This window comes from Microvirga sp. 2YAF29 (assembly GCF_052114605.1).
In the GTDB taxonomy this organism is placed as follows: Bacteria; Pseudomonadota; Alphaproteobacteria; order Rhizobiales; family Beijerinckiaceae; genus Microvirga.
The window spans coordinates 1-20,857 of the sequence record NZ_JBFRFB010000016.1; the positions used below are offsets into that span (position 1 = coordinate 1).

The window sequence follows — 20,857 nt, forward strand, 5'->3', positions numbered from 1 at the left end:
CGCAGCACCGAGAAATACAGGGCGGTGAGAATGGTGGAGAGCGAGGCCGACGACGCCTGATGCCCGCCGATCTTCAATCCGTCCTCGCTGGGCCGCAGGTGATTGGCATTGTGGATCGTCCATGTGGACAGCCAGAGCACCTTGCGCTCGAGTTCCCGCAACATCTCAAGGTGCTTTGCGTCGGTCATGGTGTCCTCCCGTTTCGCGCGATTGTAGCTCGTAGCACAGGCGCACCAATGTCTCATCTGGCTGGGCGGATCATCTATTAGTCGGAGAGGATGCCTCCTAGCGGCTCACCCGATCAAGATGGGGTGCTGGAGTATCTGGAGCCCGGAAAGAGATAGATTTCATGGAGCCCGCTGGAAGCAGAAACTATGCAATACCCAACGCCCGGCAGCAGCACTTCAGGATACTCGGGATCTTGAGGCTCGCCACGGTGGTCGTGATCCAAGTCAAAGGAGAAAGGAACGTCATGCTTGGCGAGCCAGTCACAGACCTGGCTGACGGTCGTGCCCCATTTGAGTCCCTGACCGTCAAAGGGTGAGTTGGCATCGATGCGAATCTTACCGCCGCCGCGGTTCAGATAAACCAGATGGGCAACCAGATCCTGCCCCCGCTCGGTGAAGTAAACTTCGAGGTCACCGTATTGGCAACCTAGATAAGGCTGAAATGAAGTGTCGAGTTCTGAAGGACCAAGCGCCTCGACTAATGCAGGATAAGAATCTCCAACCTTGAAGCCCGCGACTGACCCGGTTTTTAGAATGTCGGAAAGGTACAGCACAACGAAAACCTAATCGCTTGGTGAAGTGAAGACGGTCACCCACTCTAGGGGCGGCGCAATAAAGTACCAGCTTAGATTTAAATGAGGGATATTCTTAACAGCAAACTGCTTCTCGATGCTCGCAAGCCCAAAAACGAAAAGCCCGCCTTGCGGCGGGCCTTCGTAAGACTCTCGATTGTGAGAGAATGGAGCGGGCGAAGGGATTCGAACCCTCGACCCCAACCTTGGCAAGGTTGTGCTCTACCCCTGAGCTACACCCGCGCTCCGCGATGCCGAGGCATCGTTGCGAGGCCGCTGATTTGCCCCAAAACGATTCACATTGCAAGTGCTTTCGCGAAGAACTTTTGATCGCAGGCTTGAGCGGCCTTGAGCATCCCGGTAGAAGCCGGACATCATGAGCATGATCCCGGGAGGCCGCGCGGCCTCCAGCGCAAAGACCATGCCGCCCGCCGAAAAAGCCTGGAGTTCTCAAGCCTTGGCCCATCTGTCCCCACAGGAATTTCTGGACCGCCTTGCCACGCTCGGCATCCCGTCCGAGACGGTGGAGCACGAGCCGGTCTTCACGGTGGCCGAGTCGAAATCGGTCAAGGAAGTCATTCCGGGCGCCCATTCCAAGAACCTGTTCGTGAAGGACAAGAAGGGGCGCTTCTTCCTCATCTCGGCCAAGCACGACACCATGATCGACCTCAAGCGCATCCATGAGACACTGGGTGCCTCGGGCCGCGTGTCCTTCGGCTCGGCCGAGCAGCTCAAGGAGCTTTTGGGCGTGGAGCCCGGCTCCGTGACGGCCTTCGCGGTGGTCAACGACACGCAAGGCAGGGTCACGATGGTGCTCGATGCCAATCTCATGGAACACGAGCGGGTGAACTTTCATCCCCTCATCAATTCCATGACCACGGGCGTGTCGCGGGAGGATCTGGTGAAATTCCTGCGTTCCACGGGCCACGATCCGCTGGTTCTGAAGCTTCCAGAGCCCGCGGCGGAATTGCCAGATAACGGTTCAGCTCCCATCTAGCTAAAAAGCTTCCTTTCACGATCACCCTTCGAGGACCGCATGTTGACCGATAACCCCTCCCCCGGCACGCCCTCCGACGATCTCGTGAAGGACACGACCACCGCCAGTTTCCAGAAGGACGTGCTGACCGAGTCCATGAACCAGCCGGTTCTCGTGGATTTCTGGGCGCCCTGGTGCGGCCCCTGCAAGCAGCTGACGCCGGTGATCGAGAAGGCCGTGCGCGCGGCGGGCGGCAAGGTGAAGCTCGTGAAGATGAATATCGACGAGCATCCGCAGATCGCGGGCCAGCTCGGCGTGCAGTCGATTCCTGCCGTCTTCGCCTTCCAGCGCGGCCAGCCGGTGGACGGCTTCATGGGTGCCCTGCCCGAGAGCCAGATCAAGGCCTTCATCGAACGTCTCGTCGGCCCGCTCGGCCCGAGCGCGGTGGAGGAAATTCTCGCCGAGGCCGAACAGGTTGCGGCTGCCGGCGATCTCGCGGGCGCGGCGGAGCTTTACGCCGCCGTATTGTCGCAGGACCCGGAGAATGCGGCGGCGCTCGCGGCCCTCGTGAAGCTGCATGTGGATGTGGGCGATATCGAAGGCGCGAAGCGCTTTCTCGCCATGGTGCCGCCGACGAAGGAAAACGATCCTGCCATCGCCGGTGCGCGTACCGCCGTGGAACTCGCCGAGCAGGCGGGATCGCTCGGCGACACGGCCGAGCTTCAGCGCAAGGTCGAAGCTGATCCGCTGGATCATCAGGCGCGATTCGACTTGGCTGTCGCACTCAACGGCCGTGGACGGCGCGGAGAAGCTGCCGATCACCTCCTTGAAATTGTCCGTCGCGACCGCAATTGGAACGACGACGGTGCGCGCAAGCAACTCGTCCAGTTCTTCGAGGCCTGGGGCCCGATGGACGAGATGACCATTGCAGGGCGGCGGAAGCTTTCTTCGCTCCTGTTCGCGTGATGGCCCGACCGCCAGCGAGGAGATCGGCATGGGAATGAACGTGGCGTACCGTGGGCCTGAAGATTGCCCGTCGGTCATTCCCGTTTTTCCCCTTCCCGGCGCGCTGCTTCTGCCGCGCGGGCAGATGCCGCTCAACATCTTCGAGCCGCGCTACCTCGCCATGGTGGACGAGGCGCTGAAAACCGACCGGGTGATCGGCATCATTCAGCCCGACGCGGACGGCAACCCGTCCTCTTCGATACCGAAGCTCTATTCGGTGGGCTGCGCCGGACGCATCACGCAATTGGCGGAAACCGGCGACGGCCGCTATCTCATCACACTCATCGGCATCTCGCGCTTTCGCGTGGAAGAGGAGTTGCCGCCCATCGATCTGTTCCGCCGCTGCCGCGTGAATTTCGAGACCTTCGCCAGTGATCTCACAGCCCGCGCGGGCGAGACCGAAGTGGATCGTGGCGGCGTGGTGAAGGCGCTTCGCGATTTCGTCGATGCGGCCCATGTGAAGGTGGATTGGCGCGGCATTGAGGAAGCGCCCAACGAAGCCCTGGTCAATGCTTTGTGCATGATGAGCCCCTTCGGCGTACGCGAGAAGCAGGCGCTGCTCGAAGCGCCGAACCTCAAGACCCGCGCGGAAGTGCTGATCGCGCTCACCGAAATCGAACTGGCCCGCGGCGCCACAGGCACCGACTCGACGCTGCAATAGGACAAATCATGGTTCCGGACACCACACCTCAGGATGCGCCCGCGCCCGTCGAGGCCACGCGCATAGACCCCAAGCTCCTCGAACTCCTCGTGTGCCCGCTCACCAAGGAGACGCTGGAATACGATTCCGCGCGCCAGGAACTCATCAGCCGCCGCGCGAAGCTCGCCTATCCGATCCGCGACGGTATCCCGATCATGCTGCCGGAAGAGGCGCGGCCTCTGACGGATTGAGAACGGTCGCTCGTTCAAACGTGTCATCCCGGACGAAGCGCAGCGCAGATCCGGGATCGTGTGAAAGATAAAACCCTCCCCTCTGTCATTCCGGGGCGCCGAAGGCGAGCCCGGAACCTATAACCACAACGGTGCCAAAAAAAAAGCGCGCCATGGCGGCCGCTCGCTTCATTTTGTATCTGCGGTGGTTATGGGTTCCCGCCTTCGCGGGAATGACAACGTCGAGTTTTGGCTTCTCTATTCTGCACGCGATCCCGGATCGGCTGACGCCGTCCGGGATGACAGGCCACTGTTACCTCTGCACTCCAATCGCCGCCGCCAGATCCAATGTCCGCCGTGCCATGTCCGCATGCAGCCGCTCGACCATGCGGCCGTTGAGATTGATCGCACCCTTGCCGGCATTCTGCGGTTCCTCGAAGGCGGCGACGATGGCCCGGGCGTTCTCGATTTCCTGCACGGACGGCGCGAAGATGTCGTTGACTGCTGCGATCTGATTGGGATGGATCACCGTCTTGCCGTCGAAGCCGCAATCGCGGCCCTGAATGCACTCGGCGCGGAAACCCTCTTCATCGGAAAGATCGTTGTAGACGCCGTCGAGAATGTCGATGCCATAGGCGCGCGCTGCGGCGAGCGCCGTCATCAGCCACGGCATCATGGCGGTGCGCCCCGTGCTCAACCGAGCGCGCGTTTCCTTGGCGAGATCGTTCGTGCCCATGACGAAACAGGAAAGGCGCGAGGTTTCGTTCTGTGCCATGGCGGCGATGGCCTTGGCATCGAGAATCGCAAGCGGCGTCTCGATCATCGCCCAGACCCGCACCGTCTCGGATGCGCCGAGTGACCTCAAACGCGCACCGAGCGTCATGAGATCGTCGGGCGTCGACACTTTCGGAACCAGGATCGCATCGGGTGATGCAGCGGCGGCAGCCGCAAGATCATCTTCCGCCCAGGCCGTCGCAAGACCATTGATGCGGATTACGAGTTCGCGCGAGCCGTAGCCGCCCGCCTTCACCGCCGAACACACATCGTGACGCGCCTGCGCCTTGGATTCGGGCGCGACCGCATCCTCGAGATCGAAGATCACGACATCGGCAGGCAACGTCTTTGCCTTCTCTACCGCGCGGGCGTTGGAGCCGGGCATGTACAGGGCGGAACGACGCGGGTGAATGGCAGGCATGTTGGTTCCTCGAAAGTATTTCCTTTTATTGGAATGATGAGCGATGCCATTGCAAGCGCGTGTTTCCCTCCCCCTTGTGGGGAGGGCCAGGGTGGGGGTGTGAGCGCCAACATCTCAGAATGTGCCGCCGCCACCCCCACCTCCAACTCCTCCCCACAAGGGGGAGGAGGGTTCAGTCGTGCGGCTCGCATGGGTCGGTGTATAATGAAGGATCGTGAAATGTGGGTTGCAGGCGTGGATGGTTGCAGAGCCGGGTGGATCGCGGTGCTGCTGCGGATAGGCGACTGGAACTCCGCCCGCATCATGATCGCGCCCACGCTCGATAGGATCGTCGATGTGCCCGAAGCGCCTGCGATCATCGCGGTCGATATGCCGATCGGATTGCCAGACACCATCGAAGGCTCAGGGCGCGTACCGGACAAACTGATCCGCCCGCTGCTCGGCCAACGGCAATCCTCGGTCTTCGCGATTCCATCGCGGCAGGCGGTCCATGCTTTCGATTATGGCGAGGCCTGCCGACTTTCGCTCGCCACCTCCAACCCACCGCGCAAGGTGTCGCGCCAGGGCTTTGCGATCTTCCCCAAGATCCGCGAGGTGGACGCGCTCCTGCGCTCGCGGCCCGGCCTCATGAACCGCGTTTACGAGGTCCATCCCGAACTCGCCTTCTGGGCGCTCAACGGCGCGCACGCCCTGCACGAGCCGAAGAAGGTGAAGGGCACGCCCTATCCGCCCGGCATGGAGCTGCGCCGAAGGCTTCTCCTGAAAGCAGGACTGCCTGACGAGCTGGTCCACAGGCCCGCGCCAAGGGGTGCGGCCAGCGATGACCTGCTCGACGCGCTCGCGGGGTTGACCGTGGCGCTGGATATGGCGAGAGGTGGTGGCCAATGCTTTCCCGACCCGCCCGGCCGTGATGCCCACGGCCTGCCCGTCGCCATCTGGACGCTCAGAAGCTCGTCATGACCATCTCCCGCACTGACATCGAAGCCGCTCACGCCCGCATCGCCCCGCATGTGCGCCGCACCCCGGTCTGGAACCTGGAGCGCGCCTTCGGTCATGACGGCGGGTTAAGCCTGAAGCTCGAATTTCTGCAGCATGCGGGCTCCTTCAAGACGCGCGGCGCTTTCAACACCCTCTTGTCGAAACCGGTGTCCGATGCGGGCATAGCGGCAGCCTCAGGCGGCAATCATGGGGCAGCCGTGGCCTATGCCGCCCGGCAGCTCGGCGTGAAGGCCCGCATCTTCGTGCCGGAAATCTCCAGCCCCGCGAAGATCGCGGTCATCCGCTCCCATGGGGCGGAAGTGGTGATCGGCGGCGCGCGCTACGCGGATGCGCAAGAGGCCTGCGATCTTTATGTGGCCAAGAGCGGCGCCTTGCGTATTCACCCCTTCGACGCGGACACCACCATCGCGGGCCAGGGCACGGCTGCGCTCGAATGGGAGCAGGATGCGCCCGCCCTCGACACCGTCCTAGTGGCGGTGGGCGGCGGCGGCCTCATCAGCGGCGTGGCGAGCTGGTGGGCGGGCCGGGTGAAGGTGGTGGGCGTGGAGCCGGAGGGCTCGCGGGCGCTCCATGCGGCGCTTCAAGCCGGGCGGCCCGTCGATGTGGATGTGGATTCGGTGGCCGCCGATTCGCTCGGTGCTCGCAATACGGGCGAACTCGTCCATGCCATCTGCAAGGATGCGGTCGACCACGTGGCATTGGTCACGGACGATGCGATCCGCGATGCCCAAGCCCTGCTCTGGCGCGATTACCGCATCGCCTCCGAACCCGGCGGCGCTGCGGCACTGGCGGCGCTCGTCTCGGGAGCCTATAAACCCCGCTCTGGCGAGCGGGTCGGCGTGCTTCTGTGCGGGGCAAATGTCGAACTCGGCAAGCTGGCCGACATTATTCATCCATGACGAAGGAGCACCCCATGTTTCCGCAGCGCCTGACCGAAGGCTACCAGGCCTTTCTGGATGACCGCTTCCCGCGTGAGAAGGGCCGCTTCGAGGCATTGGCCGAGAAAGGCCAGTCGCCGGAAACCATGGTCATCGGCTGCTGCGACAGCCGCGTCTCGCCGGAGGTGATCTTCGATGCGAGCCCGGGCGAGCTCTTCGTGGTGCGCAATGTGGCGAATCTCGTACCGCCCTTCGAAACCGGCGGCGATTATCACGGCACCTCGGCAGCGCTCGAATTCGCCGTGCAGGCGCTTCGCGTGAAGCATATCGTGGTGCTGGGCCATGCCCGCTGCGGCGGCGTGCGCGCCTTTGCCGACGATACCGCTCCGCTCTCGCCCGGCGATTTCATCGGCCGCTGGATGACCCTGATCAAGCCCGCCGGCGAGCGCCTCGGCCCGCATAACGGCAACCTGGAAGAATATCTGCCGCGCCTCGAACTCGCCGCCGTCGAGAACAGCCTCAAGAACCTCATGACGTTCCCCTGCGTGCGCATTCTCGTGGAGCGCGGCAAGCTGCAACTCCACGGCGCCTATTTCGGCGTCGCCACCGGCGTGCTGCTGGTGCGCGATCCTGAAACGGGAGAATTCAAGCCGGCAGTGGAAAACGTGCCGGACCGCTTTTCGATGTTTTCCGCGCGGCAGGTCGAACCGTAGGCGAAGGCTGCGGGGCGAAAAAGCCCCACAGCCAATTTCGGCATCGCGACCTTACTGGCCGTTCAGCCTGCGATCATCGCCGGGCTCGAAGCGGTCGTCGCGGTCGAGCCGTCCGCCGTTATCGTCGAAGCCTACATCGTCCGCTCCGCGACCGCGAACGCGTCTGACGAACAGATCGTCGGCCCCGCGAGTCCGGGTCTGGGTCTGGGTCCTCGTCCGATCCTGGGTGCGGGTTTGCGTCCGGTCATCGACGCCGCGGCCCTGGCGCCTGTCGTCCTGGGTTCGGGAGACCTGACGGTCGTTATCCCCGCCCCGGCCACGACCACGGCCACGGCCGCTATCGTCCGCCCTGTTGTCGTCACGGCCCGAGCCCCGGCTCGCGCGGTCGCCCCCACGATCATCCCCGCCACGGTCGTCCCGGCTGCCGCCGCTGCTTGAGGACCGTCCGCCTCCATTGTCGTCGCTGCTTCCGCCACGTCCGCCTCTGTTATCGCCGCCCCGGTCGCGGCCACGGCCGCTATCGTCGCCCCCGCGGCCGCCATGGCCGCCGCCATCTCCGCCACTGTCGCCACCCCGCGCCATGGCCGGCGACATGATCGCGTCGGCGACGATAGCGGGCACGCTCGCCGCCGTCAGCGACATGAGCATCGCACCGAGCACAAGGAGGCTCGGCCCATTCGCGGTCTGCTTCGTCTTGAACTGCTTCAACATCGTCTCTCTCCCTTCATCCATGGCGCGACGGAATTGCGCCGATGGGAAGGGAGACTAGACAGGGGCCGGCATGCGAACCTGACGGGCCCTGTCAGCGAAATATCAGCTTGGGCATGCTATGCTGGCGCGCTTTGGAAGTGCTCATGATCCGGCGTTGCCTCATTGTCCTGCTCTCAACCGCCCTGGCCTTCGCCACCGTGGAGAGCGTCTGGCCGACGGCCGCGTATGCCAAGGACGGTGACAGCGGCGGTGGCGGCAGTGACGAAGGCGGCCATGGCGGCGGCGATGGCGGCCGAGGGGGAGACAGCAGCGGACGGGGCGGCGGCGATAGCGGCCGTGATGACCGAGGGGGCGACGATGGCGGCCAGGGCAGAGGCCGCGGAGGCGATGACGGCGGACAGGGACGAGGCCGTGGGCGAGGCGGCGACGATGTCATTCAGGGCAAGACCGGATGGGGCAGCACCTCTCCTGAAAATGCCCGCGACGCGGTCTCCCATGGCTGGGCACTGGGTTTAGGGGTCATTCTTCCCACCGTGACCAAGGCCGTCCCGGGCCAGATCCTGGAGGTGGACCTGCGCCAGACCTGGAGCGGCGCGTGGCAATACGAATTCCTCATCCTGACCCGGGACCGGCACTACCTCGAGGTCGACGTCGATGCCCGTGCCAACCGCATCCTTCAGATCAGGAGACGTTGATTGAGAGTTCTTCTCGTCGAGGATGAGCGGGCCATCGCCAAGGACGTCGAGAGCGCCTTGTCCGCGACCGGCTATGTGGTGGACATCGCCGGCGATGGGGAAGAAGGCTGGTTCCGCGCCTCGACGGAAGACTACGATGCCGTCATCCTCGATCTCGGTCTTCCCAAGCTTGATGGCCTGTCCATCGTGCGGCGATTGCGCGAGGAGGCGAGCATGGTTCCGATCCTCGTCCTCACGGCGCGCGGCTCCTGGCTTCAGCGGGTCGAGGGAATCGACGCGGGCGCCGACGATTACCTGACCAAGCCCTTCGAGATGGAGGAACTTCTCGCCCGGCTCGCCGCCCTGCTGCGCCGCGTCGGCCGCCATGTGACGCCCCTCATCGAGGTCGGCCCGCTGCGGATCGACACGCGCAGCCTGCGGGTGATGATCAACGGCAGGGCCATCGAGCTTTCCCCTCTGGAATTCCGCCTGCTGCGATACCTGGCGCATAACCGCAACCGCGTCGTGCCCCAGAGCGAACTCGTGGAACACGTCTACGGAACGGACGAGCCTGAGAGCAACGCCGTCGAGGCCCTGGTCGCCCGGCTCCGCCGCAAGATCGGCTCCGACACCATCGGAACCCGCCGTGGCCATGGCTACATCATGGAGGCACCGTCGTCATGACAAGGAACTCCATCCGTCTTCGCCTCTTGGCTGTCGCCATCATGTCCATCGTCGTGACGATCGGAGTCGCTGGCGCGTCCCTCGTGGTATTTTTCGAGCGGCAGGTTCTGCGTTACGTGGAGCAGGATCTCAACATCCGCTGGACGGCGCTCGCGGCCGCGTTCGGCGCGGAGGGCGAAGTCGGTCTCAGCCACAGGCTGACGGATCCGCGCTACCACCAGCCCTATGGCGGCGCGTATTGGCAGGTCTCCGAGAAGGGCCGCCCGGTCATGCGCTCGCGCTCGCTCTGGGACAAGGATCTTCCCGCCGCCGGACCGCGTGAGGATTCCGATGGCGAGAAGGCCTATGAGGTCGAGGGGCCGGATGGCGCGGAACTCTATGTCGTGGAAAAGGATGTCACGATAGACGGCGAGAATGGACCCCGAATCCTCAGCCTCGCGGTTGCGCTCGATCACAAGCAGGTCGTGGAATTGCGGCAGGCCTTCGGATGGGATGTCACCCGCGTCCTCATTCCCATTGCGATGGTCCTCGTGCTGTTCGCCTGGCTGCAATTATGGCTCGGTCTTCGTCCGTTGTTAGCGGTGGGTCAGGAGCTGAATGCCGTTCAGACCGGACGGATCCGGCGCATGACGAAGCGATTTCCCGATGAGGTCGCGCCTCTGGTCGACAGCATCAACAAGCTGCTCGACCGCCAGGAAAACCTCGTGCGCAAGGCGCGGGACCGCGCTGGCGCGCTGGCACACGGTCTGAAGACGCCGCTGACGATCCTCGGAGGCGAGGTCCGGCGCCTCGATCAGGCTGGTTTGGGCGATGCGGCAGCGCGCATGCAGGAACAGCTGGAGCTGATCTCGACCCATGTGGAACGCGAGGTGGCCCGCGCGCGCACCAGCGGCGCTTCGGTCGGTCTTGGAGATTATGCGCAGGTGGACGAGACCGTCGCCCGTCTCTTGAGGCTGATGCAGCACATGCCGAGGGGCGATCAGCTCATCTGGCAGACCGAGCTTCCTCACGAGCTCGGCATCGGGATGGACCCCCATGACTTTGGAGAGGTCATGGGCAATCTCCTCGACAACGCCAGAAAGTGGGCCAAGTCCCGGGTCGTCATCCGGCTGGAGCCATCGGGCGGCAAGGCCCGGATCATCATCGAGGATGATGGTCCCGGCTTCTCGGGAAACACCGATGGCGGACTGCCCGAACGGGGCGTCCCGTCCCGGAACGACCCGGCCTCGAGCGGGCTGGGGCTCGGCATCGTTCAGGATATCCTGGCCGAGTATGGAACCGGTATCCAGTTCGATGGAAACGGACATTGCCACATCTCGTTCGAGGTTCCCCTTGGACGGGAGGCCCGCAGCCCGACCGGCCAAACGGTTCGCGCGCATCGGGAACGACCCGCGAGCACGCAATCCCGGGAAATCACGAAGGCTTGACCGCGCGTCTTAGGAAGCGCCAATCGACTCCGCCAGGCGTCCGGAGGATGGGACAATTGTCGAGCATCGGCGTTGTCTGTATCCGTTACATATTCAACATCGACGCCGATCCGAGGATGACCTTGGTTCGGCGCCTCTACCGACGCACGACGAAATGGCATTCATGATCATTCCGGATACAAAGCTGGGACGTCCCACAGCATCGGACCCAAAAGTGGATTTGCACTTTTTGGATAGATCCGATGCTGTCTCTCTGAGTCAGAACATCGTTCACGCGCAAAACCGGAGCCACTTTTGCGCACGATGCTCTTGCCTTCATGATCGAGGACACTCCGCTTTCATCCGGACCGGTGCCCGTGCACGGTAATTTGAGAACGGCACCGGCCGACTTCCTCGCAGGCGGCGGGGAGATGTCCGGCCTCATGGGAAAATTCGATTGGGCGGCCACGTCCATCGGAGCCATGGAGACGTGGCCTCAGAGCCTGCGAACCACCATCAGCATCATGCTGCGCTCGCCGATTCCCATGGTCCTCCTCTGGGGACCGGACGGCATCATGATCTACAACGACGCCTATACGGTCTTCGCCGGCAAGCGGCATCCGCGCCTCCTGGGTTCCAAGGTTCTGGAGGGCTGGGCGGAGGTTGCGGATTTCAACGCCAACGTGATGCGGGTCGGCATGGCGGGCGGCACGCTCTCCTACCAGGATCAGGAACTCACGCTCCACCGCAACAACGTTCCCGAGCGGGTCTGGATGAACCTGGATTACAGCCCCGTCATCGACGAGACCGGCAAGCCCGGCGGCGTTCTCGCCATCGTCGTGGAAACGACGGAGCGGGTGCAGGCCGAACAGCGGATCGTGGCGGAGAAGGACCGTCTCCGGGAACTCTTTCAGCAGGCGCCCGGCTTCATGGTGTTCTGGAACGGGCCCAGTCATGTGTTCGAACTCGTCAACGAGGCTTACTATCAGCTGGTCGGCCGGCGCGAGATCATTGGCAAGCCGCTCCTGGAGGCTCTGCCCGAGATCGGTTACCAGGGCTTCGACAAGCTGCTCGATCATGTCTACCGGACACAGGAAACCTACGTTGGTCGAGGCATCTCGGTTTATCTGCAACGGGATCCCTCCAAGGAGCCGGAGCAGCGCTTTCTCGACTTCGTGTTTCAGCCGATCCGCGATGAAAGCGGGCGAGTGACAGGCATTTTCGCCGAGGGCAGCGATGTCACCGAGCGTGTTCGCTCGGAGGAGCATCAGCAGCTGCTGCTCAACGAGCTGAACCATAGGGTGAAGAATACCCTCGCGACCGTGCAATCCATCGCGTCACAAACCCTGCGGACGGCATCTTCGACCCGCGCTGCGCAGGAGGCGATCGAGTCGCGCCTGTTCGCGCTCTCGCGCGCCCATGACGTGCTGACCCGCGAGAACTGGGACGGAGCTTGGATCAGGGAGGTCGTCGGTCACGCGATGCAACCCTTCCAGACATCCGGCCACAACCGCATCCATTGCTACGGAGAGGATGTCAGGCTGCCGCCCAACACGACCCTCGCCCTCGCCATGGCGCTTCAGGAACTCGCGACCAACGCAGTCAAATACGGTTCCCTCTCGAGCGAGATGGGAAGGATCGAGATCGCGTGGCGCGTCGACCAAGCGCGGGACGTGCCGCATCTCCTGCTGAAATGGGAAGAGAAGGACGGACCACACGTCGCTCCGCCCTCCCGCCGGGGCTTCGGCACCCGTCTCGTGGAGCGCAGCCTGGCTCAGGGACATCTTGGCGGAGAAGCGAAAATCGATTTTGCCCCGAGCGGTGTCGTATGCACCATCGATGCGCCGCTCCAGGACGCGCATGAGGAGCAGGCGTAACCAGGGCTCAGGTTGCACGCTCCACGACGCAAAAAGGCCGCCCGAAGGCGGCCTTGTTTCTTTCGCGGACGAGAGCTTTTTAAGCCGCCTGCTTCTTCGACTTGAGCAGGCCGCGATTGGCCATGGCTTCCGCGATCTGGATCGCGTTGAGCGCGGCGCCCTTCCGCAGATTGTCGGAAACGCACCAGAATGACAGGCCGCTCTCGACCGTGATGTCCTCGCGGATGCGGGAGATGTAGGTGGCGTCCTCGCCGGCGGCCTCGTGGGGCGTGATGTAGCCGCCGGGCTCGCGCTTATCGACGACCATGATGCCGGGCGACGAGCGCAGGATGTTGCGCGCCTCGTCCGCCGTGATCGGCTTCTCGAATTCCACGTTCACCGCCTCCGAGTGGCTGATGAAGACCGGCACGCGCACGCAAGTGGCGGTGAGCTTGATCTTCGGGTCGAGAATCTTCTTCGTCTCGGCCATCATCTTCCATTCTTCCTTCGTGTACCCGTCCTCCATGAACACATCGATGTGCGGGATCAGGTTGAAGGCGATGCGCTTGGGGAACTTCTTTTCCTGCACGTCCTGGAGGGAGTAGAGCGCCTTGGTCTGGCGGTCGAGTTCGTCCATGCCGTCCTTGCCCGCGCCGGACACCGACTGGTAGGTGGCGACGACCACGCGCTTGATGGTGGCGGCGTCATGAAGCGGCTTCAAGGCCACGACGAGCTGCGCGGTGGAGCAGTTCGGATTGGCGACGATGCCCTTCTTGATTTCGCGCAGGGCCTCGGCATTCACCTCCGGCACCACCAGCGGCACGTCTGCGTCGTAGCGCCAGGCCGAGGAATTATCGATGACCACCGCGCCTTGCGCCGCGATCTTCGGAGACCATTCCTTCGAGACCTCGCCGCCCGCCGACATGAGGCAGAGATCGACATCGGAGAAATCGTAAGTATCGAGCGTCTTCGTCTTCAGGATCTTGTCGCCGTAGGACACTTCCGTGCCCTGGCTACGGCGGGAGGCAAGCGCCACTACCTCATCGGCCGGGAAGGCACGCTCGGCCAGGATGCTCAGCATCTCGCGGCCCACATTGCCGGTCGCACCCACGACAGCGATCTTGTAACCCATTGGACTTCTCCTGTTATCGTTCTCCCCGGGAGATAAAAAGACCCTATTCGGGTGTCGCCTCTCGCCCCGTGGGGAGAGAGAACCGGGGACGACGAGGCTTATTCGGCCGTCGTTTTGACGGCCGTCGTGGCGGTTTTCGTTTTGCTCGTCGTGAGAATGAGCAGCGCCATTTGCCTTCGTCCATTCGCAAGCCCGGTCGGGCTTCGATGCTTCATCCAACACACCAAAGGCTCGCTTTCGTCAAGTATTCTCTTCGATGTCTCTTTGTTTCTAGTCTTCCGTCAGTACATCGGTCGAGAGGTTGAACCGATAGAAGACCTTGTCCTTCTGCTCCGCTCCCAAGCGCTCATAGAAGGCCCGCGCACCCTGGTTGCCGCCTTCGGTAGTGAGATCGATCCGCGTCACACCATGCTCGCGGGCATAGGCAGCAAGCCAGAGCATCAACGCCGCCCCGACCTCCTGCCCCCGCGCGCTGCTCTCCACAAAAAGCTCCTTCAGAAACAGGAGGCCCGTGAGCTTGAAGCCTGGCCTCAGCAGGGCGAAACAGGCGAGGCCTATGGCACGACCATCCATGAAGGCCAGGGCATACCGCGTGCCTTCCGCCTCTCGCATGGAATGCTCCACCATAGCGACCGTCGGCTCGATGGGCCGGGCTATATCAGGACCGGCATAGTGGAGATCCACGGCGCGCACGAGGGCGGCGACATCGGCAGCGTCCCCGAGACGAGCCAGACGGATGACGGGAACGGGCATGAATCGCACCTAGGGCTGGAGGGAGCGGTAACCTTCCATTCACCTTGCTTAGCAAAATCTTTCGAAGGGCCGCATCTGCTACGCTAGAACATGCTGGATACTCCGATCAACGGATTTGAACAGCGATGGCGAGAGCCGGTTTGGCGGAATGGGATGAAGAGGACGCGCTCGATTACGAGCGCCCGTCCCGTCATGCCCGCAAGCGACGCCTGCCCTGGTTCCGCGTAACGCTGATGTCGTCCCTGACCGTGGCGACGCTCGCTTATTTCGCCCCGCGCAAGGGCCCGGACGAGAAGCCCGCCAGCCAACGACAGGGCGTGCCGGTCTCGGTCCTGACCGCGCCGGCTCCCATGTGGAATCCGCTGCCGCAGGCGGCCATGCTCTACGGTTTCGAGAAAAGCACCCTGCCCGTGACCTTCGAAGCGCGTCAGCATACCAACGGCGCACGGGAAGACACTCTGGTCCTCGGCCGCCTCGGCGATGCGAGGCACGCGCGGATCACCTTGCTCCAGGGATCGACCGAACCGGCGAGAAGTTTCTTCATCGATATCGTGCGCCGGGCGGCGCAGGCCGGCCTTGCGGTCTCGCGCAATGCCCAGAGCCGCATGGTCGCCACCAAGTTCGGGCCGCTTGAAGCCGCCGCCGTGACGCTCACCGGACTGCGCGAACAGGAATGCCAGGCTTTCCGCCTTTCCCAGAACGAGGCAGGCTTCGGCTTCGAGGGCTGGCTCTGCGGGACGGCGCCGATGGACGAGGGGCAGCTCGCCTGCTTCCTCGACGGGCTCGCCCTCTCGGGTGCAGCCAGCCCCTCCGTGAAGACGGTTTTCGCGCGCGCCGAAGGCAACCGCATCGAGGCCTGCGGCTCTGCCGCGCGCACGGCTTCGATAAACTCCAAAGCGCTTTCCGGCGAAGCTGACCCGGTTCGCCGCCAGAAAATGCGGCAAAGCAACGACTAGAATCCCACGCTCGTGGAGGCGGCTCTAGGCCTCCGCCACGAGCGTGACCGCCACCTTGTGCATGACGTTGCAGCCATAGCCGTTGGGATTCCAGTTGGCGGCATGGAACGGCTGCGCCCTGCCTTTCGAGTCGATGGCGCGGGCGAAGATCTCGTAATAACCCTCGCCTTTGAGTGGAATCTCCACGCACCACCGCACCCAATCGTAGCGGTTGCGCGGTGATGTCATGGTAGCAGGAAGCCATGTGGCGCCGCCGTCGATGGTGCAATCCACGCGCACGACCTCCTCATCGCCCGCCCAGGCCGCGCCGCGGACCTCGATGCTCGTCGTACCTGCGGCCAATCCGGTGCCGTCGGCAGGCGCCGTGATGATGCTGCGCACGGGCATGGATTCCAGAACGCGCAGCTCCACACCCATTCCATCCGAACCGGGCGGCAGCGGGCGAACGGGCATCCGGTAGGACAGGCCCGTCATGCCGGGGCCGTCATGCTCACGGTCGCGGACCCAGATCCGCTTCAGCCATTTCTGGCTGAGCGAGCCCGGCCAGCCCGGCACCACGAGGCGCAACGGCCCGCCATGGATGAACGGCAGCTTCTCACCATTCATGGCCCAGGCCAGCAGCGTATGCTCCTCAAGCGCCTTGGCGATGGGCACGCCGCGCGACATGGCCTGATGTTCGTGGCTTCCATTCTTGTCGGGGTCGGCTCCGAAATGGCCGGTGAACAGGGCGCTCGCTTTCAGGCCCGCTTCCTTCAGCACATCTTTGAGCGAAACGCCCGTCCATTCCGCACAGCCGACGCCGCCATTCGTCCAGGGGTTTCCTTCAGCCTTGGGGTCGAAGAAGGAACGGCCGTTGCCTCCGCATTCGAGCACCATGCGATAGTGCTTCGGCCGGAAACCGTTCTTCAAATCCGCGAGAGACAGATCGAGCACCCGGTCCACCTCGCCATCGACGGTGAAGCGCCAGTCCTCCGGGTTCGCGATCGTCTCAGGCAAGAGGCCATTGTTGCGAATGAAGAAATGCGAGATCGGCGTTGTTTCGTCATCGAGCAGGAATTCCGGTGTTTCGGCCACGAGCGGCTTGTCACCCAGAAGGGTCAGCCCTTCCTTGCCGAAGAGATCGAAAACCGGCTTCGCGCGCTCCTGCATCGTCATTTTTCCCTTCCGCTTCCGATGACCCTTTGGAAGCACTCTACGTTTGAAAGGAACCAATTCAAGCAGGTCGCCTTTGTTTTAGAGCATCGTGCGAAAAGGGGTTCCAGTTTTTTCGCGCGACCGATGCTCTCACTTTAAGAGAAGCGTCGGATTGGCCCCAAAAGTGCAAATCCACTTTCGGGTCCGATGCTGGTTCTTAGCGTTTCGCGAAAACCGGTGCTTTGCCGAAAGGCGGCGCCACTTCTGGAGATTTCACCATGCGCCGCTTTGCTCTCATCGGCTTGGCTTCGCTGGCTTCGATCACCACTTTCAGCATGGTGGCCGAAGCGCAGACGCGAGACCGGCCCCTCACGTTCCGCGTTCAACCCCGCAGCTTCCTCGATCCCGGCAATGTCGTGGCACCGGGTTCGATCAACCCAGGCGTTTCGGGTTACGGGCAAACACAAGCCTATCTGCTCAGCCCGCCCTATGCACCGAATGGCGAGCGCTTCGGTATGGGGACTTTGCCCGATCCGATCACCAACGGCCCCTTCGTCGGTTCCCGCAATCCCTTCGGCCCGATCCAGCTGAACCCGCGACTCGACACAGAAGCGACCGGATCGATCCGCTGATTGCGTTCAGCAACGAAAAAAGCCCCGGCACATTGTCCGGGGCTTTTTGATGGTCGAGCGGAAGCCTTACGACTGAGCCTCGAGCTCCTTGACGATGGCATCGCCCACATCCTGTGTGCCGACGGCGTTCGCGCCGGGAGCCGCGATGTCCTTCGTGCGCGTGCCGGAGGCCAGCACGTTGGCGATGGCGCGATCCAGACGATCCGCCTCGTCGAGGAGACCGAAGGAATAGCGAAGCGCCATGCCGAAGGAGCCGATCATGGCGATGGGGTTCGCGAGACCCTTGCCGGCGATGTCAGGGGCCGAGCCGTGCACGGGCTCATAGAGGGCCTTGCGCTGGCGGGTCTTCGGATCTTCCGCACCGAGCGAGGCGGAGGGCAGCATGCCGAGCGAGCCGGTGAGCATGGCGGCGATGTCGGAGAGGATGTCGCCGAAGAGGTTGTCGGTGACGATCACGTCAAACTGCTTCGGCCAACGCACGAGCTGCATGGCGCAGTTGTCGGCGAGCACGTGCTCCAGCTCCACATCGGAGAACTCGCCCTTGTGGATGCGGGTAACGACCTGGCGCCAGAACACGCCGGTCTTCATGACGTTGAACTTCTCCGCCGAAGACACCTTGTTGCGGCGCTTCCTGGCGAGATCGAAGGCGACGCGGGCGATCCGCTCCACTTCATGCGTGTGATAAACTTGCGTATCGACGGCGCGCTGGGAGCCGTCTTCGAGCGTCACGATCTCCTTCGGCTCGCCGAAATAAACGCCGCCGGTGAGCTCGCGCACGATCATGATGTCGAGGCCTTCGACCACCTCGCGCTTGAGCGAGGAGGCATCGGCGAGCGCCGGATAGCAGATCGCCGGGCGAAGATTGGCGAACAGGCCGAGATCCCTGCGCAGGCGCAGCAGGCCGGCTTCCGGGCGCACCGCGTAAGGAACGCTGTCCCACTTCGCGCCGCCGACCGCGCCGAAAAGCACGGCATCGGCAGCCTGAGCAAGGCCCATGGCCTCCTCGGAGATCGACTTGCCATGGGCATCATAGGCCGAACCGCCGACGAGATCCGTCTCGGTCTCGAAGCCGACACCGCGCTTGCGGAACCAGCCCACGATCTTCTCGACCTCGCGCATGACCTCCGGACCGATGCCGTCGCCGGGGAGAAGGAGAAGCTTGTGCGTTGCCATGGGAAGGCCCCTTGTCTGCGGTATGAAAATCCAGGGCTCTTAAAAAGCCGAATGAGCCGCTTGGCAAGCGTTTGTCGCGTTGACCGTTAGGCGGAGACCCCTAGCCCTCTCCCATCCGCCGATCCTTCGACGTCCTTACCACCGTGACCGAACAGGGCGCCTGGGCCACCACCTGCGACGAGACGCTGCCGAGATAGCGCCTCAGCGCTGAGGAGGCCCGGGCGCCGAGGACGATATGGTCCACGTTGTTGCGGCGGGCATAATCCACGAGGGCATCGGCAGGATCGGGCGCTTCGAGCACGCTGTAGGTAATCCGCTCCGCCGGGACGTCGAGGGTCGAACCCCAGTGACGCAGCTGGATCAGGCGCTGCACGTGCAGGCTCCGCCCCTCCGCATCCTCCAGGACATCGACGGCGATGCGCGAGGTTTTCAGAACGTTGAGGCAGGCGACGCGGGCACCGCTTTCGAGTGCCAGAATGCGCTGGACCATGGCCTTGATCGCCTCGGCGAGATCCTCGGCGCTCGGCGAGAGATCGATGGCGACGAGCAGGATCGGCGCGCGGGCGAGCTGGCTCGAGATGTTCGGATTTTCGAGAGGCTGCGCTTTGCGGGCCTTCAGCCAGCGCCGGAAGGTTTCCACGCCGCCACTGCGCTCCAGCCGCTCGGCCCGCTCCGTAAGAAGCACCTGATCGGGATGTTCGAGATCGAGCGCGAGCTGGGCCGCCGTGGCGTAGCGATCCTCCGGGTTCACCTCTAGGCAGCGCAGAATGATCTCCTGCAGCCAGGGCGGGCAATCCGGGTTCCTGGCCCGTGGCGGCACTGGGCGCTGCCAGAGACGGCGGCGGATCTGGCCGCCTTTGGGCGTGCCGAAGGGCCGCTCGCCTGTGACGAAAAAGTATAGCATGACACCGAGCGCGAAAAGATCGCTGCGCGGATCGCAACGATCCTCCAGCACCTGCTCGGGCGCCATGTAGGGTGTGGTGCCGAACGGCTCGCGGAATTCTTCCGCCAAAAGATCCGGCAATTGCTCGTGGCGCGCGAAGCCGTAATCGATGAGCACCGCCTCCCCGGTCTCGCGGAACATGATGTTGCTCGGCTTCACGTCGAGATGAATGACATGCTGGCGGTGCAGATCGTGCAGCGCATGCGCCACCTTCGCGCCAATCGTGACGACCTCGGCCCAAGGCAGCGGCACATCTTCGAGCCGCGCCTTCAGGGAGACGCCGGGAATACGCTCCATGACGATATAGGCCTGCGGCTCCAGTGGGCCGGTGGCGACGAAGCGCGGTACATGCGGGCCGGTGAGGCGCGGCATGATCATCTGCTCGGTCTCGAAGCAGACGATGGGCAGCGGATCGTCGCTGTCGATGAGCATGGGGAATTTCATGACCAGCGGCGTGGAATCGTTCTCGCGGGTCACCGCCCAGATCTGCGCCATGCCGCCGGTCGCCAGATGCTCTTCGAGCGTGAAACCGTCGATCACCATGCCGGGCGAAAGGCGAAGCCGCATCAGGCCCCCTGCTCCAGCCGCTGCGCGAGCTTTTCGGGCAGGCCCGCCTCGCGCACTTTCCGCGCCGCTGTCGCCGTATCGTAGGGCACGCGCAGGTAACGCAGCTCCTGACGCGCATCGTCGAACACCGCGTAATTCGCCGCCGGGACGCCGTCGCGCGGCTGGCCCACCGCGCCGATCACCGCAAGCCATGTGCGGGTTGCGAGCAGCGGGATCTCGGTGTTGATCACGGGCGAGAACGTGCCGACCTTCGCGGTGGTGCTCATGTGATAGAGCATGGGCACATGCACATGGCCGCAGAAGGTGATGTGCGCATCGACCAGATTGAAGTGGCGGACCGCCTCACCCAATCCCGAAATGTAATCCCAATCCCTCGGCGCATAGCCGTTGGCGTGGGTGTAGAGAACGCTTCCCTCTTCATGGATGAGGGGAAGGTTCGTCAGAAAATCACGTTGCCCTAAGCCGAGTTGCCCGCGCGTCCAGCGGATCGCTTCCTGCGCGATGGGGTTCATGCCCGCGTCCGAACCGTCGATGGCTGCATCGTGGTTGCCGAGCAGCGCGACCGCGCCCTCGTCCACGAGCGCCCTGACCGTATCCACCACCCAGGCCGGATCGGCGCCGTAGCCCACGTAATCGCCGAGGAAAATGAAACGGTCGACGCCGATGAGGCGCGCATGGTCGAGACAGGCCGAAAAGGCTTCGCGGTTGCCGTGAATATCGGTAAGCAGCGCAATCAACATCGGCGCACTACACTCCCAAACCCATCCTCATCGCAACCACTTCCTTGGCAAAGAATGGGGA

General features: G+C 63.5%; 23 protein-coding genes and 1 tRNA gene. 13 read left to right on the forward strand and 11 right to left on the reverse strand.

Features of this window, described 5'->3' with window-relative positions; translation table 11 throughout:
• The 3 genes from AB4Y85_RS17045 to AB4Y85_RS17055 form a co-directional block, all read right to left on the reverse strand.
• A partial coding sequence (locus tag AB4Y85_RS17045) for a hypothetical protein (RefSeq protein ID WP_441986113.1) occupies positions 1 to 188 on the reverse strand: 188 nt, incomplete at its 3' end.
• A gap of 113 nt (positions 189 to 301) precedes the next feature.
• Positions 302 to 781: a hypothetical protein gene (locus tag AB4Y85_RS17050; protein WP_441986114.1), complete on the reverse strand. Its 480-nt coding sequence runs from the start codon at positions 779 to 781 to the stop codon at positions 302 to 304.
• A 186-nt stretch (positions 782 to 967) separates the two neighbouring features.
• Positions 968 to 1,042, reverse strand: a tRNA-Gly gene (locus tag AB4Y85_RS17055).
• 178 nt (positions 1,043 to 1,220) lie between these two features.
• On the opposite strand from AB4Y85_RS17055, the gene AB4Y85_RS17060 reads away from it, so the two are divergent.
• The 4 genes from AB4Y85_RS17060 to AB4Y85_RS17075 are packed head-to-tail and all read left to right on the forward strand — an operon-like array spanning position 1,221 to position 3,671.
• Positions 1,221 to 1,796 (forward strand): prolyl-tRNA synthetase associated domain-containing protein, encoded by a 576-nt coding sequence (locus tag AB4Y85_RS17060; protein WP_441986167.1) that lies wholly within the window; start codon positions 1,221 to 1,223, stop codon positions 1,794 to 1,796.
• 39 nt (positions 1,797 to 1,835) lie between these two features.
• On the forward strand, positions 1,836 to 2,741 hold the full coding sequence (gene trxA, locus AB4Y85_RS17065) for a thioredoxin (RefSeq protein ID WP_441986115.1): 906 nt from the start codon (positions 1,836 to 1,838) through the stop codon (positions 2,739 to 2,741).
• A gap of 28 nt (positions 2,742 to 2,769) precedes the next feature.
• Positions 2,770 to 3,441: an LON peptidase substrate-binding domain-containing protein gene (locus AB4Y85_RS17070; protein WP_441986116.1), complete on the forward strand. Its 672-nt coding sequence runs from the start codon at positions 2,770 to 2,772 to the stop codon at positions 3,439 to 3,441.
• A gap of 8 nt (positions 3,442 to 3,449) precedes the next feature.
• Positions 3,450 to 3,671, forward strand: coding sequence for a Trm112 family protein (locus tag AB4Y85_RS17075; RefSeq protein WP_441986117.1), 222 nt, complete (start codon positions 3,450 to 3,452; stop codon positions 3,669 to 3,671).
• Between the two features lie 292 nt (positions 3,672 to 3,963).
• On the opposite strand, the gene AB4Y85_RS17080 is transcribed toward AB4Y85_RS17075, so the two are convergent.
• On the reverse strand, positions 3,964 to 4,845 hold the full coding sequence (locus AB4Y85_RS17080; RefSeq protein ID WP_441986118.1) for an HpcH/HpaI aldolase/citrate lyase family protein: 882 nt from the start codon (positions 4,843 to 4,845) through the stop codon (positions 3,964 to 3,966).
• Positions 4,846 to 5,049: 204 nt separating this feature from the next.
• On the opposite strand from AB4Y85_RS17080, the gene AB4Y85_RS17085 reads away from it, so the two are divergent.
• The 3 genes from AB4Y85_RS17085 to AB4Y85_RS17095 are packed head-to-tail and all read left to right on the forward strand — an operon-like array spanning position 5,050 to position 7,435.
• On the forward strand, positions 5,050 to 5,805 hold the full coding sequence (locus AB4Y85_RS17085) for a DUF429 domain-containing protein (RefSeq protein WP_441986119.1): 756 nt from the start codon (positions 5,050 to 5,052) through the stop codon (positions 5,803 to 5,805).
• On the forward strand, positions 5,802 to 6,743 hold the full coding sequence (locus AB4Y85_RS17090) for a threonine/serine dehydratase (RefSeq protein WP_441986120.1): 942 nt from the start codon (positions 5,802 to 5,804) through the stop codon (positions 6,741 to 6,743). The genes AB4Y85_RS17085 and AB4Y85_RS17090 overlap by 4 nt, the downstream gene beginning before the upstream one ends.
• Before the next feature lie 14 nt (positions 6,744 to 6,757).
• Positions 6,758 to 7,435: a carbonic anhydrase gene (locus AB4Y85_RS17095; protein WP_441986121.1), complete on the forward strand. Its 678-nt coding sequence runs from the start codon at positions 6,758 to 6,760 to the stop codon at positions 7,433 to 7,435.
• A gap of 51 nt (positions 7,436 to 7,486) precedes the next feature.
• On the opposite strand, the gene AB4Y85_RS17100 is transcribed toward AB4Y85_RS17095, so the two are convergent.
• Positions 7,487 to 8,146, reverse strand: a complete 660-nt coding sequence (locus tag AB4Y85_RS17100) for a hypothetical protein (protein ID WP_441986122.1) — start codon at positions 8,144 to 8,146, stop codon at positions 7,487 to 7,489.
• Between the two features lie 143 nt (positions 8,147 to 8,289).
• On the opposite strand from AB4Y85_RS17100, the gene AB4Y85_RS17105 reads away from it, so the two are divergent.
• The 4 genes from AB4Y85_RS17105 to AB4Y85_RS17120 all read left to right on the forward strand — a co-directional run bounded on the left by AB4Y85_RS17105 (position 8,290) and on the right by AB4Y85_RS17120 (position 12,787).
• On the forward strand, positions 8,290 to 8,841 hold the full coding sequence (locus AB4Y85_RS17105) for a PepSY domain-containing protein (protein WP_441986123.1): 552 nt from the start codon (positions 8,290 to 8,292) through the stop codon (positions 8,839 to 8,841).
• On the forward strand, positions 8,842 to 9,504 hold the full coding sequence (locus AB4Y85_RS17110; protein WP_441986124.1) for a response regulator transcription factor: 663 nt from the start codon (positions 8,842 to 8,844) through the stop codon (positions 9,502 to 9,504). It begins immediately after the preceding gene.
• A complete protein-coding gene (locus tag AB4Y85_RS17115; RefSeq protein WP_441986125.1) occupies positions 9,501 to 10,931 on the forward strand; it encodes a sensor histidine kinase in 1,431 nt (476 codons plus the stop codon). The genes AB4Y85_RS17110 and AB4Y85_RS17115 overlap by 4 nt, the downstream gene beginning before the upstream one ends.
• A gap of 317 nt (positions 10,932 to 11,248) precedes the next feature.
• Positions 11,249 to 12,787: a sensor histidine kinase gene (locus tag AB4Y85_RS17120; RefSeq protein WP_441986126.1), complete on the forward strand. Its 1,539-nt coding sequence runs from the start codon at positions 11,249 to 11,251 to the stop codon at positions 12,785 to 12,787.
• Positions 12,788 to 12,866: 79 nt separating this feature from the next.
• On the opposite strand, the gene AB4Y85_RS17125 is transcribed toward AB4Y85_RS17120, so the two are convergent.
• Together AB4Y85_RS17125 and AB4Y85_RS17130 are read right to left on the reverse strand one after the other, a co-directional pair.
• On the reverse strand, positions 12,867 to 13,898 hold the full coding sequence (locus tag AB4Y85_RS17125) for an aspartate-semialdehyde dehydrogenase (protein ID WP_441986127.1): 1,032 nt from the start codon (positions 13,896 to 13,898) through the stop codon (positions 12,867 to 12,869).
• 270 nt (positions 13,899 to 14,168) lie between these two features.
• On the reverse strand, positions 14,169 to 14,651 hold the full coding sequence (locus AB4Y85_RS17130) for a GNAT family N-acetyltransferase (protein ID WP_441986128.1): 483 nt from the start codon (positions 14,649 to 14,651) through the stop codon (positions 14,169 to 14,171).
• Between the two features lie 125 nt (positions 14,652 to 14,776).
• Between AB4Y85_RS17130 and AB4Y85_RS17135 the strand changes: the two genes are divergently transcribed.
• The gene (locus AB4Y85_RS17135) at positions 14,777 to 15,607 is read left to right on the forward strand and encodes a hypothetical protein (protein WP_441986129.1); all 831 of its coding nucleotides are present in this window, start codon (positions 14,777 to 14,779) and stop codon (positions 15,605 to 15,607) included.
• 24 nt (positions 15,608 to 15,631) lie between these two features.
• Here AB4Y85_RS17135 and AB4Y85_RS17140 read toward each other — a convergent pair whose 3' ends face one another.
• Entirely contained in the window at positions 15,632 to 16,762 is a 1,131-nt protein-coding gene (locus AB4Y85_RS17140; protein ID WP_441986130.1) for a sulfite oxidase, read from the reverse strand.
• Positions 16,763 to 17,019: 257 nt separating this feature from the next.
• On the opposite strand from AB4Y85_RS17140, the gene AB4Y85_RS17145 reads away from it, so the two are divergent.
• Positions 17,020 to 17,373 carry a hypothetical protein gene (locus AB4Y85_RS17145; protein WP_441986131.1) on the forward strand — a complete coding sequence of 118 codons (354 nt, stop codon included), beginning with the start codon at positions 17,020 to 17,022 and terminating at the stop codon, positions 17,371 to 17,373.
• Positions 17,374 to 17,439: 66 nt separating this feature from the next.
• Here the strand turns inward: AB4Y85_RS17145 and leuB are convergent, their stop codons facing one another.
• From leuB to AB4Y85_RS17160, 3 genes are all read right to left on the reverse strand, one after another.
• A complete protein-coding gene (leuB, locus tag AB4Y85_RS17150; protein WP_441986132.1) occupies positions 17,440 to 18,546 on the reverse strand; it encodes a 3-isopropylmalate dehydrogenase in 1,107 nt (368 codons plus the stop codon).
• A 100-nt stretch (positions 18,547 to 18,646) separates the two neighbouring features.
• Positions 18,647 to 20,056: a serine/threonine protein kinase gene (locus AB4Y85_RS17155; RefSeq protein WP_441986133.1), complete on the reverse strand. Its 1,410-nt coding sequence runs from the start codon at positions 20,054 to 20,056 to the stop codon at positions 18,647 to 18,649.
• Positions 20,056 to 20,796 (reverse strand): metallophosphoesterase family protein, encoded by a 741-nt coding sequence (locus tag AB4Y85_RS17160; RefSeq protein ID WP_441986134.1) that lies wholly within the window; start codon positions 20,794 to 20,796, stop codon positions 20,056 to 20,058. Before AB4Y85_RS17160 ends, AB4Y85_RS17155 begins: the two co-directional genes overlap by 1 nt.
• Between the last annotated feature and the right edge of the window lie 61 nt (positions 20,797 to 20,857).